The 13,756-nt window shown below is 64.9% G+C and carries 10 protein-coding genes; 7 read left to right on the forward strand and 3 right to left on the reverse strand.

The annotated features are described in order from the left end of the window. Positions 1–3 precede the first annotated feature (3 nt). The 3 genes from FJ423_RS03495 to FJ423_RS03505 all read right to left on the reverse strand — a co-directional run bounded on the left by FJ423_RS03495 (position 4) and on the right by FJ423_RS03505 (position 5,294). Positions 4–2,421 carry an FAD-dependent oxidoreductase gene (locus tag FJ423_RS03495; protein WP_140839238.1) on the reverse strand — a complete coding sequence of 806 codons (2,418 nt, stop codon included), beginning with the start codon at positions 2,419–2,421 and terminating at the stop codon, positions 4–6. Between the two features lie 146 nt (positions 2,422–2,567). After that, positions 2,568–4,223: an ABC transporter substrate-binding protein gene (locus FJ423_RS03500; protein WP_140839240.1), complete on the reverse strand. Its 1,656-nt coding sequence runs from the start codon at positions 4,221–4,223 to the stop codon at positions 2,568–2,570. Between the two features lie 177 nt (positions 4,224–4,400). Beyond that, on the reverse strand, positions 4,401–5,294 hold the full coding sequence (locus tag FJ423_RS03505; RefSeq protein WP_140839242.1) for a LysR substrate-binding domain-containing protein: 894 nt from the start codon (positions 5,292–5,294) through the stop codon (positions 4,401–4,403). Positions 5,295–5,463: 169 nt separating this feature from the next. Here FJ423_RS03505 and FJ423_RS03510 point away from each other — a divergent pair, with 169 nt between their 5' ends. The 7 genes from FJ423_RS03510 to FJ423_RS03540 are packed head-to-tail and all read left to right on the forward strand — an operon-like array spanning position 5,464 to position 13,718. Beyond that, complete coding sequence (locus FJ423_RS03510) at positions 5,464–6,861, forward strand: MmgE/PrpD family protein (RefSeq protein ID WP_224710201.1); 1,398 nt, start codon at positions 5,464–5,466, stop codon at positions 6,859–6,861. A 7-nt stretch (positions 6,862–6,868) separates the two neighbouring features. Beyond that, positions 6,869–8,110, forward strand: coding sequence for an FAD-dependent oxidoreductase (locus FJ423_RS03515; protein ID WP_140839244.1), 1,242 nt, complete (start codon positions 6,869–6,871; stop codon positions 8,108–8,110). A 20-nt stretch (positions 8,111–8,130) separates the two neighbouring features. Then, positions 8,131–8,397: a sarcosine oxidase subunit delta gene (locus FJ423_RS03520; protein ID WP_140839246.1), complete on the forward strand. Its 267-nt coding sequence runs from the start codon at positions 8,131–8,133 to the stop codon at positions 8,395–8,397. After that, positions 8,394–11,249, forward strand: a complete 2,856-nt coding sequence (locus tag FJ423_RS03525) for a 2Fe-2S iron-sulfur cluster-binding protein (protein WP_140839248.1) — start codon at positions 8,394–8,396, stop codon at positions 11,247–11,249. Before FJ423_RS03520 ends, FJ423_RS03525 begins: the two co-directional genes overlap by 4 nt. After that, entirely contained in the window at positions 11,250–11,831 is a 582-nt protein-coding gene (locus tag FJ423_RS03530) for a sarcosine oxidase (RefSeq protein WP_140839250.1), read from the forward strand. Positions 11,832–11,833: 2 nt separating this feature from the next. Next, positions 11,834–12,742, forward strand: coding sequence for a dihydrodipicolinate synthase family protein (locus FJ423_RS03535; RefSeq protein ID WP_140839252.1), 909 nt, complete (start codon positions 11,834–11,836; stop codon positions 12,740–12,742). 7 nt (positions 12,743–12,749) lie between these two features. Then, positions 12,750–13,718 carry a D-2-hydroxyacid dehydrogenase gene (locus tag FJ423_RS03540; protein WP_140839254.1) on the forward strand — a complete coding sequence of 323 codons (969 nt, stop codon included), beginning with the start codon at positions 12,750–12,752 and terminating at the stop codon, positions 13,716–13,718. Positions 13,719–13,756: the final 38 nt, after the last annotated feature.

Genomic DNA, 13,756 nt, shown 5'->3' on the forward strand with positions numbered 1-13,756 from the left:
CCCTTACGACCGTAGCCGCTTGCCTTCCGGATCGAAGGGCGGATGGGCGAGCAGCACCGCGTCATGCGGCCTGCCCAGTATCGCGACAGTCACCTTGTCGCCGGCCTTGGCGGTTCCGGCCTTGACGTAGCCCATCGCCAGCGACTGAGCGACGAAATAGCCATAGGCGCCCGATGACACCTGGCCGATCGGCGTGCCGTCCGGCAGGAAGATCGGCTCGCCGCCGGTGGCGTCCGCGTCCTTGGCCGACACGGAAAGCATGATGAGTTCATCCCGCGCCGGCTTATCGGCGACGGCGAGATAGGCGTCGCGGTTGAGGAATTGCTTGTCCGTCTTGATCAGGCGATCGAGCTTGACCTCCTGCGGCCAGTATTCCGGCGAGTATTCGCGGCTCCAGCTGCCATAGCCCTTTTCGACGCGCAGCGACATCAGCGCCCGTGAGCCGACCGGCCCGGCGCCGACTCCCGCGCCCGCCTTGAGCAGCGCGCGGTAGAGCTCGACCTGGTCGGCCGACTTGCAGTGCAGCTCCCAGCCAAGATCGCCGGTGAAGGAAACCCTCAACGCCACGACATCGACGCCGGCGACGGTGATCTGCCGCGAGCGCATGAACGGGAAGGCCTCGTTCGACAGATCATCATTGGTGAGCCGCTGCAGGAGCTCGCGCGATTTCGGGCCGGCGACGTTGAAGCCGCCGAGATCCTCGGTACGCGAGCGGAAGCTCGTGCCTTCCGGCAGCGGCACCGATTTGAAGAAGCGCTGGTGGAAGCGTTCGGCCATGCCCGAGCCGATCACCATGAACTCGTCTTCCGCCAGCCTGGTCACGGTGAAGTCGCCGGCAATGCCGCCGCGCTTGCCGATCAGCGGCGTCAGGCAAGAGTTGCCGACCTTGGCCGGCATGCGATTGGCGAAGAGCGCGTTCAGCCAGGCTTCCGCGTCCGGCCCCTTTATCTCGTATTTGGCAAAATTGGAGATGTCGATGATGCCGGCATACTCGCGCAGCATACGCGCCTCGCGGCCGACCGGCCCCCACCAGTTCTGGCGCGTGAAGCCGATCGTTTCCTCGCGCGGCTCGCCCTCGGCCGCGAACCACAGCGGGTGCTCCCAGCCGAAATTGAGGCCGAACACGGCGCCCATCTCCTTCTGCATCTCGTAAACCGGCCGTGTCCGCACCGGACGGCCGGCGGCGCGCTCCTCGTTCGGGAAATGGATCTTGAAACGGTGGCTGTACTGGTCCTGCACGCGCGCCTTGGTGAAGGCCTTGCCGGCCCAATGGCCGAAGCGCGCCATGTCCCAGCCGAACATGTCGAGCGAAGGCTCGCCCTCGATCATCCACTCGGCCGCGAGCTTGCCCATGCCGCCCGATTGCGAGAAGCCGGGGATGATGCCGTTGCAGCAGAAATAATTGCTGAGCTCCGGCGCCGGCCCGAACAGCACCGCGCTGTCGGGCGACCAGATCATCGGACCGTTTATCACCTTCTTGACACCGGCGGCGGCCGCCGCCGGAACGCGCTGGATGGCGCGCATCATGTTTTCCTCGATGCGGTCGAGATCGTCGGGAAACAGCTCATGGCCGAAATCCATCGGCGTGCCGTCCTCGGCCCAGAATTTCATGTTGCGCTCGTAGGCGCCGATCAGCAGCCCGAGGCCTTCCTGGCGCAGATAATATTCGCCATCGCGGTCGGCGACCGACGGCAGGCGTCGGCCCATCGAGGCGATTTCCGGAATGGTTTCGGTGACGAAATACTGGTGCTCGGTCGGGATCAGCGGGAGTTGCAGCCCGGCCATGGCGGCGACCTCCCTGCCCCACAGGCCGGCGGCGTTGACTACCCATTGGGTGCGGATATCGCCCTTTGGCGTGCGCACGATCCAGCTGCCGTCCGCTTGCGCCTCGGTCGCCGTGACCGGGGTGAAGCGATGGATTTCCGCGCCGCGCTGCCGCGCCCCCGCGGCGTAAGCCGCCGTCACGCCCGACGGATCGACATTGCCGCCCTCCGGCTCATACATGATGCAACGAATGCCGTCGAAATCGACCAGCGGATGCAGTCGCTCCGCTTCGTCGCGACCGACCTCGTAGAAGTTCATCTTGTAGCGCCGCGCCTTGGCTTCCTGCAGCCGCAGCTGATGCTCGCGGGCCTCGGTCTGGGCCAGATAGAGCGAACCCGGCTGGAAGATACCACAGCCCTGGCCGGTCTCCGCTTCCAGCTCCTTGTAGAGCGCCATCGTGTAGTGCTGCAGCCGGCTGATATTGGTGGAATCATGCAGGCCGTGGATGTTGGCGGCCGCGTGCCAGGTCGAACCGGAGGTCAGCTCGCTGCGTTCCAGAAGCAGGACATCCGTCCAGCCGAACTTGGCGAGATGATAGAGGATCGAGCAGCCGATCAGACCACCGCCAATGACAACGGCTTGTGCATGAGTACGCATATCGAGATTTCTTCCCTTTGTTCGGCGACTTTGCTTCGCGCTCTTTGGCAGCGCTTTGGCATTTCAATTAGCTGACTGATCGGTCGCAGTCGCCAGCGAATTCAGGGGCGCAAACCGCGCCCCTGAATGGTGTTTGAGCTGCCGGTCTAGGCCCTATCCAACCAGACCTTGTCGAGCTGCAGTTCGAACGTCTGGTGCATGCCGAGGTTCTTCACATAGGTGGCGTGGTGGCGGTAGAGCGAGCGCCAGAACGCTTGGACGAGGATGCCGGAGTCCTGCAGGATGAACTCCACGTCTTTCATCAGCTCCTTGCGCTTGGCCGGGTCGGCGATGGCCATGGCTTCGTTGAGCTTCTTGTCGAACTCCGGATTGGCATAGCCGGACTCGTTCCACGCCTCACCGCTGCGATAGGCGATCGCCAGCACCTGCACCCCCAGCGGCCGCATGCCCCAGTCGGTGGTCGACCACGGATATTTCGTCCAGTCGTTCCAGAACGAGGAGCCCGGGATGATGGTGCGCTTGACCTTGAATCCGGCGTCGCGCATCTGCGCAGCGACGACATCGGCCGGGTCCTTCACATAGTCGGCGTCGTAGGAGATCAGCTCGAACTCGTGATCCGTCTGGCCGGCCTCGGCCATCAGCGCCTTTGCCTTGGCCAGGTCGCGCGGGACTTTGGGCAGTTCGTAATATTCCGGATGGATCGGGCAGACATGATGGTTTTCGGCGATCTGCCCCAGGCCGCTATAGCCGAGTTTCAGCACCGTCTCGTTGTCGACCGCAAGCTGGATGGCGTTGCGCACGCGCTTGTCGTCATAGGGCTTGTTGGTCACGTTGGTGCGCAGCACGATCGTGCCGGCGGTGACAACCTGCTCCTTGACCAGGCCCATGCTGTCATAGAGATCGACCGTGCCGCCGACCGTCTGGTAGTTGCAGTCGATCTCGCCGGCCTCGAAGGCGCTGCCGATGGCGGGGTTGGATGCGTCCGATCCGTAGTCGATCCAGTCGACGCCGTCGAGATAGGGCTCGCCGCCGAACCAGGTGAAATCCTTGCGCCGCCTCACCGAGGCGGATTCGCCGACCTTGTAGGAGATCAGCTCATACGGGCCGGTGCCAGGCGTCTTCAGCATATTGGCGCCGTTCTTGTCGAAGTCGCGATGGACGATAACCGCCGGATAGTCGGAGAAGCCCGGGATGATGGTAACGTCGGACTGATTGCATTTCAGCTTCACCGTATGGTCGTCGACCTTGGTGATGGCGCCTTTGGTAGCTTTTTTCGTAGCGGCGTCGATCAGCGAGCCCATGCGCCCGGCCATCGAGTTGCCCTCGGCCGCCTTATCGCACCAGCGCTCGATGTTGTAGACGATGTCGTCGGCGTTGAAGTCGTCGCCATTCGACCATTTCACGCCCTTGCGCAGATGCAGCGTGTATTCGGTGGCGTCGTCGCTCACCTCCCAGCTCTCGACCAGATGGCCCTCGAAGGTGAAGTCGGTGGTGTAGCGGATCATGTAATCGTTGCACTGGCGCATGACATTGGCGATTTCCGACCAGTCCCAGGCGCGCGGATCCTTCATGTCCTTGATGATCATCTGCATCTTCAGGATGCCGCCCTTCTTGCCGGGCACGGCTGTCGAGGCCTTGGCCGGCTCCATCCCTGCCATCGCATAGGCAAGCGCCGTTGAAGCACCCATCACGCTTGCCATGGCTAGGAATTCGCGGCGGTCCATCCGCCCGCCTTTGACTTCAGCTGCGTAGCTTTCGATGACCGCCGGCACGCGGTCACCGTTGCTCTTGAACATTGTCATCGTTGTTCTCCGGTTCAGGGCTTTCCGCCCGTTGCATTCCCCTTGCGGCTCAGCATGTTAGGGGTGATGCAAAAATCGCGGAAGGGCTCGACCCTTCACAAACCGCAGAAAACCGGCCCTTGAGGCCTAAAAAAACAATGGCATTGGCTAGCTAAATTTTTGAAGGAGCGGATAGGCCTATGGTCGGGCGGCGTCTTCCCTGGCCCTGGACAAGATCCATTCCCTCACTGCTCGGGCGATATTTCCCTTCGAAAGCTGGCTCTCGGTGAGATAGTAATTCCAGGGACTTGGCGGCCGCACCGGAAACGGCTCGACGAGAAGCCCGCGGCGCATATAGGCATGCGCCAGCGAGCGCTGCGTGGCAACGAGCCCCGCCCCCATCGCGGCGAGCTCGAGCGCGATGTTGGAGGCGTTGGTCGACAGGCCCTTGTCATGGTCCTCCATGTCAACGCCGAGCGCCTCGGTCACCGCCTGCCAGTATTCCTGGCGGCCATGCACGAAGATCCAGTCCACCTTTAGCATGTCCTGCGGCGTCTTCAGCGCATGCTCGCCCTCGAGCAAGGCAGGGGCGCAGAGCAGCACCAGTTCGTCGTTCCAGAGCGGGATCGCCGCCGGCGGCCTGTCATCGAAACGCCGCGTGGAGATTGTGATGTCGGCGATCTGCTCGTTCAGATCCTCCCAGATCGTGCCGTGCAGGACGATCTCGATCTCAGGATGCCTCTTGCGGAAGGCGGCCATGCAGCCCGCCAGCCAGTTTTCCGCAAGGCTCATCGGGCACGAAACCACGACTGTCCGGTTGCGAGAGGACGCCACGATCGCCTCAGTCGCCTGGTCGATCTGATCGAGCGCCTGGCGCAAGGTCGGCAGGAACGCCTCCCCCATCTCGGTCAACTTCAGGCTGCGCGGATAGCGGATGAACAGCTGCCGGCCGATATAATGTTCGAGCGCGCGCACATGCGTGCTGACCGCGGCTTGCGTGTAGCCCAGTTCCTTGGCAGCGGTGGTAAAGCTCAGATGCCTGGCCGAGCTCTCGAACGAGCGGATATAGTTCAAGGGGGGTGGCGGCTTCATCCCGGTCTCCTGTTCCACAGTTGCCTAGCTATCGCATGGGCAACCGGGCGTTCAATCGCAGACAAGCGACATGGCATCAATATTTTTGGCCAAAGCCGCCAAACTAATCGCGTGCCTGCGCGATGAACCCAATTTAATGATGTTGTGAGAAGACAGGGGAGATAAGCGCGTGGCTGTGCCGTCATACCGGCGTGAAGGGCCTGTCGTCAGTTCCGATACGTTCACACGCCTGGCCGATTTCGTGCTGCGGCGTCCAGCTTCCGTCTTCCCTCAGCCGGTGCTCGAACAGGCCCGTTACCTCCTCCTCGACACGCTGGGCATCGCCGTTGCGGCAGGACCGATGGAGGCCGGCCGCATCGCCCGCGACGCCGCCGTCCTGCTCTATGGCTCGGGCGACCCGCAATATTCCGCCCGCATGCTGTTCGACGGACGGCGCGCCAGCATTGCCGGCGCGGCCTATGCCGTCGCCACGCAGATCGACAATCTCGACGCCCACGACGGCTACAGCCCCACCAAAGGCCATATCGGCGTGGCGGTCGTGCCGGCGCTTGCAGCACTCGCGGAGGCGAGGCCCGACCTCACCGGGCCGGAGGCGCTGGCGTCCCTGGTCGTCGGCTACGAAATCGCCGGCCGGGCCGGCATCGCCTTGCATGCGACGGTGAGCGACTATCATACCTCCGGCGCCTGGAACGCCCTGGGCGTTGCGGCGATCGCGGCACGGCAGCGGCGGCTCGACGAAACGCAACTGCGCGAGGCGCTGGGCATTGCCGAGTATCATGGCCCGCGCAGCCAGATGATGCGCGAGATCGCCACGCCAACCATGCTGCATGACGGCTCCGGCCTCGGCGCTCTCGTCGGCCTCTCCGCGGCGGTGCTGGCCGAGCGCGGCTTCACCGGCGCGCCGGCGATCACGGTAGAGGCGCCGGAGGTCGCGACCCATTGGCAGGACCTCGGCGTCTTCTGGCAGTCGCTCCATCAATACCTTAAACCCTACCCGATCTGCCGCTGGGCGCATGCGGCCATTGATGCCGTGCGTGGACTTTGCCTGGCGCACAACCTTGCCCCGTCCGACATCGGCCATGTCCAGGTCAACAGCTTCCACTATGCCGCAACGCTCTTCGACGGCATGCCGGACACGACCTCGAAGGCGCAATACAGCCTGCGCTTCGCCGTGGCGACCTTCATCCTCCATGGGCGGATCGGGCTCGAGCATATTTCCGGCTCCGGGCTCGTGGACGCCGCGGTCGCGGACATGCTGACGCGCATCACGGTGATCGAAACCGAGCGCCACAGCGCCCGCTTCCCGGCCGGCCGCTGGGCCGACGTCGTCATCACGACGACGGACGGACGTGTGCTGGCGTCCGGCGACGTGCATGCGCGCGGCGGCCCGGAAGCGCCGATGACCAGGCAGGACGTCGAGGCCAAATACATGGAGTTCGCCGCGCCCGTGCTCGGATCTAGCCGCGCCGCTGCGATCCGCGACGCGGTGCTTTCGCTCGACGACCGCAACAGCCGCTTCTCCGATCTCTCGGCGCTGCTCTACGATCCTCCCAAGATTTCGAGCTGAGCGCGCAATGCCCCTCAGGCTCCTGAAATACGGTCTCAGCAGGGACTATCCGGTGAGCGGCGACATCCCCGCCACGCCCGAGCTGAAGCCGGCCTATGACGTCGTCATCATCGGCGGCGGCGGGCATGGACTGTCCTGCGCGCATCATCTTGCAAAGTACCACAGCATAAAGAGTGTGGCGGTGCTGGAGAAAGCCTATCTCGCCGGCGGCAACACGGCGCGCAACACCACCACCATCCGCTCCAACTACATCACGCCGGAAGGCATCGCTTTCTACAAAGAAGGCGTCGAGCTGTTCGAGCGGCTCTCGCACGAGCTCGATTTCAACGTCATGTTCTCGCAGCGCGGCCAGCTTACGCTGGCGCATAGCGAGGCGACGATGCGCAGCTTCCACATGCGTGCCGAAATGGGCAAGCATATGGGCACGCGCACCGAGGTCGTCGACCAGAAGGGCGTCGAGGAGCTCTGTCCGCTTTTGAATATGGACTATGGCGGTCCGCTCGAAATCCTCGGCGGGCTCTGGCATGCCGACGGCGGGACGGCGCGCCATGACGCCGTCGCCTGGGGCTACGCCGCCCAGGCGTCGCGACGTGGCGTCGAGATCCACCAGCGCACCGAGGTGCAAGACTTCGAGGTCGTCGGCGACCGGGTCCAGGCCGTCAAGACGAACAGGGGCCGCGTCGCTTGCGGCCAGGTGCTGATCGCCACCGGCGGCATGAACTATGACGTCGCGCTGAAGGCCGGCGTCGAGCTTCCCATCCGCTGCTACCCGCTGCAGGCAATGGTGACCCAGCCCTTGAAACCCTGGCTGCACACGCTGGTCTCGTCCGTTTCGCTGCACACCTATCTCGTTCAGTCCTCGCGTGGCGAGGTCGTCATCGGCGGTGGCTCCGATCCCTACCAGCTCTATTCGACGCGCTCGACGCTCGACATGAAGGAGCACCTCGCCGAGGGCGCCATCCACCTCTTCCCCTTCCTGCAGGGCGTACGGCTGCTGAGGCAATGGGCCGGCATCACCGACATGACGCCGGACTACAGCCCGATCATGGGCGCCAGCCCGCTTACCAATCTCTGGCTCGACTGCGGCTGGGGCACCTGGGGATTCAAGGCGACGCCCGTCGCAGGCAAGCGCATGGCGCAGACGATCGCCGAGGGCCGCGTGCCCGACATCCTGAAGCCATTTGCATTGGAGCGCTTCGAAACCTTCCGGCTGCTCAATGAAATGGGCGCGACTGCCGCCAGCCATTAGCCATGAAACCACACTGACCGATGAAACTGCTTACCTGCCCCATGAACGGCCTGCGCAACATCGACGAGTTCCAGTCCTTTGGCCCGGTGCGTGCGCGGCCAGATCCGGACGCAACCGCCGATACCGAATGGTCGCGACATCTGTTCCGCGCAGAAAACCGCAAAGGTGTCGTGACCGAGTGGTGGCGGCACGTGCCGAGCAACTATTTCTTCCTGGCCGAGCGCGATCTTGTCAGCAACGAGATCATCCGCACCTTCGACGCGTCCGAGCTGCGGGACCGCGCATGAACCGGCTGCTCGCCCCTTTCGGAAGCCGCATCGATCGAAGCCGGCCTATCCGCTTCACCTTCGAAGGCAAGCCTTTTAAAGGCTATGAAGGCGACAGCATCGCCAGCGCCCTCGCCGCTTCCGGCCAATGGGTGTTGTCGCGCTCGTTCAAATATCATCGACCGCGTGGCATCCTGTCGATGACCGGGACCGACGCCAACGCGCTGGTGCAATTGCCATTCGAACCGAACGCTGCAGCCGAGCGCACGCCGATCAGAGAAGGGCTGCGGGTCAGCGCGCAGAACGTCAACGGCTCGCTTGAACGCGACCGCGATGCCATCATGGACAGGTTCGGCCGCTTCCTGCCGGTCGGGTTCTACTACCGCACGTTCATGGGTCCGCGCCGCGACAGCTGGCTGAAATTCTGGGAGCCGATGATCCGCCGCAAGGCGGGCCTTGGCGTGGTTGACGCCAAGGCGCCGCACCGGCATTTCGACAAGACGCATCTGCATTGCGACGTGCTGGTGGTCGGCGCCGGCCCGGCGGGATTAAGCGCCGCGATCGCCGCCGCGGAGGCCGGCGTCGATGTGGCGCTGTGCGACGAGAATCCGGAGATCGGCGGCGCGCTGAGCTATGGCCGCTACGATCCGGCCATCCTCTCCGGTCTGTTGTCAAGGCTCGAGTCTCTGCCCAATCTCAAGGTGCTGACCGGCACCGTCTGCAATGGCTGGTACGAAGACAACTGGCTGCCGTTGATCGAGGGCAATCGGCTTCACCGCACACGCGCTCGCGAGGTGATCCTGGCGACCGGCGCCATCGAGCAGCCCGCCGTCTTCCGCAACAACGACCTGCCTGGGATCATGCTCGGCGGAGCCGCGCAGCGTCTGATCCGCCACTATGGCGTGCGGCCCGGCCAGGGCGCGATGGTGCTGGCGGCCAATGACGACGGCTACCGGACGGCGCTCGACCTGCTGGATGCCGGCGTATCGGTCGTCGAGCTCATCGATCCGAGACCCGCCGGCGAGGCAGGTCCGCTGGAAGCCGAACTCCGCGGCAAAGGCGTCGCCATCCGCAAAGGCGCGACCATCGAAGCGGCGGAAGGCACGGCCGGCAACCACCACCTCGCCCGCGTCCGCGTCGGTGGAAGCTGGATCGCCTGCGACCTGCTGACGGTTTCGATCGGCCAGGCGCCGGCATGGCAGCTGCCGTGCCAGGCCGGCGGCAAGGTCGGCTATGATGCCGCGATGGGAGCCATGACGATTACGCTTCCGCAAGGTCCCGTCCATCTCGCCGGCGCCGTTGCCGGATCGGATGATCTTGAGGACGCGATCGCCAGCGGCCGGCGCGCGGCGGCAGCCGCGCTCGCGCGACTCGGCCATGCGGTCGCCGATGAGCCTCAGGTCACGGCGAAGACCATTCGGCCGCGCTATGTGCAGCCGATTGTCGCCGACCCCAAGGGACGTGACTTCGTCGACTTCGACGAGGATCTGCAAGTCAAGGATCTGCAGAACGCGACCAAGGACGGCTATCGCGAGATCGAGCTCGTCAAGCGTTTCACCACCGTCGGCATGGGCCCGAGCCAGGGACGCCATTCGGCCTTGGCGACTGCCCGCATCGTCGCCGAGGCGACCGGTCGCACGGTCGGCGAGATCGGCATCACCACGGCGCGTCCTCCCGTTGGGCCGGAAACGCTCGGCGTGCTCGCCGGCCACCACGAGGTGCTGGAGCGCCGTACGGCGCTGCATGCGCGGCACGTGGCGCTGAACGCCGCGATGAAGCCGGTTGGCGCATGGTGGCGGCCATATTATTATGGCAACGCAAGCAGCGCCGAGGAAGCGATCCGCGAGGAAATCCTCGCGGTGCGCGAAGGCGTCGGCCTGCTCGATGTCTCGACGCTCGGCAAGCTGGAGATCCGCGGGCCGGATGCCGGCGAATTTCTCGACCGCCTCTACACAATGGCGCATGCCAATCAGCCGGTGGGTCGTGTCCGCTATTGCCTGATGCTGAACGAGATGGGCTCGGTGATCGACGATGGCGTCGCCTATAGGATGGCGCAGGACCAGTTCTATGTGACCGCAACCACCGGTGCCGTCGCGCGCGTCTATGCCGACATGCTGTTCTGGAATGCCGAGTGGCGTCTGAAGGTCGACGTGCTCAACCTCACCGGTGCGTTTTCAGGCCTCAACGTCACCGGACCCAAGGCGCGCCAGGTGCTCGAAACGCTGGAGAGCGACATCGACTTCAGCCGCGACGCATCCCCCTATCTCAGTGGCCGCGAAGGCATCCTCGCCGGTGTGCCGGTCCGTGTGATGCGCATCGGCTTCACGGGCGAGCTCAGCTATGAATTGCATTGCGCTTCGAGCCTGGCGCCCAGCCTCTGGGATGCGGTGATGGCGGCGGGCAGACCGCACGGCCTGCGTCCCTATGGACTGGAGGCGTCGCGTATACTGCGGCTGGAGAAGGGCCATATCCTGATCGGCCAGGATACGGATGCGATCACCACGCCTGAAGAATTGGGGTTCGGCTGGGCGATCTCGAAGAAGAAGCCGTTCTTCGTCGGCAAGCGCTCCATCGAGATGCGCGCGAGGCTCGGGCAGAGCCGCAAGCTGGTCGGGCTGCAATTCCCCGCCGGCGCGCCGAACATCCCCGGCGAAAGCTGTCTGGTGTTGCGCGGCGGCGCGCCTGTCGGCCAGATCACCTCGGTGGGATTTTCACCATCTCTGGGGACACACATCGCGCTCGCCTATGTCCATGTCGACGACCAGGCGGAAGGCAGCCGCCTGACGGTGAAGTGCCGCAATGGTGAACTGGTCGAAGTGCCGGTCGTCGCCCATGCCTTCTTCGACCCGACCAACGCGCGGCAGGAGATCTAGATGGCCGCCAGCACCGCGATGCGCATCTACCCCTTCATGCCCGGCGGCGCGGCCGGCAGCACGAAGCTGATTTCCGACGCGGTCGTGCTGAGCGACCTCACGGGCCGCCCGCGCTTTGGTCTGAAAGGCGGCGGCAGTGCCGCCTGGCTTGCCGCGCAGGGCGTTACGCTGCCGGCCGTCAACCGCATCGGCGACCACCGTGGCATGCGGGTTCTGCGCCTCGGCAACGAGGACATCCTGCTTCTCGCGGAAGACGCCGGCGAGACTCTCGCCGAAGTCAAAGCGGCCTGGCAGGCCGCGACGGCGCCAAAAGGCTACTCCTCATGGCGCGAGGAAGGCTGGGCATGGATGCGCCTTTCTGGTCCCCGCCTTGCCGAAGCGATGAGCGCGCTTTGCGCGCTGGACCTGAGACCGCAAAAATTCGGCGCCGACGATATCGCGCAGACACGCGTCGGCCATATCGAGGCCGTGACGTTCCGTTCGCCGGCGGGTTTCGACATACTCTTCGACATCACCGCTTCGGCCTACTTCGCCCGCGCCGTCGCGGCGGTGGTCGGCCACACAGGCAAGCATAGAGGATAGTCATGACCCGCCCGCAAGGAACCATCGCCCCGATCCTGACGCCATTCGAAGATGACGGCCGCATCGCGCGCGATCTGTGGATCTCCCACGCCAAATGGGTGCTCGGCCAAGGCGCGCATTTCCTCTCGCCCTTCGGCACGACGGGCGAAGCGCTGTCGGTGTCCTTGCGCGAGCGCATGCAGGCGCTGGAATGGCTGGTCGAGGCCGGCATTGCGCCGGACCGGCTTATGCCCGGCACCGGCGTCACCGCGCTTCCCGAAACGGTCGAATTGTCGGCCCACGCCGTCGGCCTCGGCTGCGCCGCCGTCATGGTGCTGCCCTCCTTCTTCTACACCGGCGCCGGCGACAACGGCCAGGCGCGCTACTACAGCGAGCTGATCGAGAAGGTGGCAAAACCTTCGATGCGCGTGATCCTCTACCACATCCCGCAGAACTCCGGCGTGCCGGTCAGCCCTGCCCTGGCGGCCAGGCTGAGCAAGGCGTTCCCAAACACCGTTGTCGCCTACAAGGACAGCGCCGGCGACTGGAACAACACCGCCGCCGTCATCGCCGCCACGCCCGACATTTCGGTTTTCCCGAGCTCCGAGGCGCAACTCACCAAGGGCCTCGCCAGCGGCGCGGCCGGCTGCATTTCGGCCACGGTCAATTTGAACGCCGCCGCCATTCGCCGCCTCTATGACGCGGCCCGGCAGGGCGAGGACGTCGCCGAAGCCGATGGCGCTATCAAGACGTTCCGGAAGGTCATCCAGGATGCCGGGTTGATCCCTGCGATGAAGGCGGTGCTTGCAGTCAAGTCCGGCGACCGGCGCTGGCTGAACCTGCGCGCGCCGCATGAGAATGCGACGCTCGAGAACGGCCGGGCGCTGCTTGCCATCCTCGGCAGCGCCGCCGATCATATCGGCCGCGATTGAGATCGCGATGTCGGCGCGCCCAACAATCATCCTGCACACCGACAAGCCTGCCGGCGCGCTCGCGGTGCTTGCCGAGACACATCCGGATCTGGATGTTCATGCCTGCGACACCTATGCCGGCCTTCCCGCTTTGATCGAGCGGACCGCCGCGGAAGTAGTCTATTCGATCCGCTTCGACGGCACGCCGCACTATCCGCGCCAGGCCCTCGTCGAGAGCCCGACGGTGAAATGGGTGTCGATCGGCGGCTCTGGCACCGACCATCTCGGTCGCTGGGATCCGAATCATGTGACGGTGACGAACTCGGCCGGCGTCGCCGCCGGTATGCTGGCCGAATATGCGCTCGGAGCCATGCTCTCCTTCTCGCTCGACCTGCGCGGTTTCGAGCGCCGGCAACAGGCCCGCCAATGGGGCGGCGGCCGCGTCGAGCCGATTGAGGGTAAGACCGTCCTCATCGTCGGCCTCGGCAAGACCGGTGAGACCGTCGCGCGCCGCGCGCAGGCGATGGGCATGCGCACCCTGGGCATCCGCGCGCGACCGAAACCGATGCCGTCGCTCGACGAGGTGCATGGGCCCGACGCGCTGCTGCCTCTGACCGGCCGTGCAGATTTCATCGTCTGCTGCGTGCCTCTGCTGTCCACCACGCGCGGCCTGCTGGGCGAGGCCGCTTTCGCCGCGATGAAGCCGTCCGTCGTTCTCATCGACATTTCGCGCGGCGGCGTCATCGAGGAAAAGGCCCTTCTCGCCGCGCTTGATGCGGGGCGGATCAAGGGCGCGGCGCTCGACGTCTTTGCGACCGAACCGCTCCCGGCGGAGCATCCGCTCTGGAGCTACGACAACGTTGCCGTCACGCCGCATTGCGCTGCGGTTTATGACGGCTGGGACATCAAGTCGGTGCGCATGTTCGCCGACAATCTGGCGCGCTACCGCCGCGGCGAGCCGCTGGAGAATGTGGTCAATCCGGAACGCGGCTACTGAAAGCAATTCCAGGAAAAGTGCAGCGGTTTTCCGTGCGA

The organism is Mesorhizobium sp. B2-8-9, from assembly GCF_006439475.1.
In the GTDB taxonomy this organism is placed as follows: Bacteria; Pseudomonadota; Alphaproteobacteria; order Rhizobiales; family Rhizobiaceae; genus Mesorhizobium.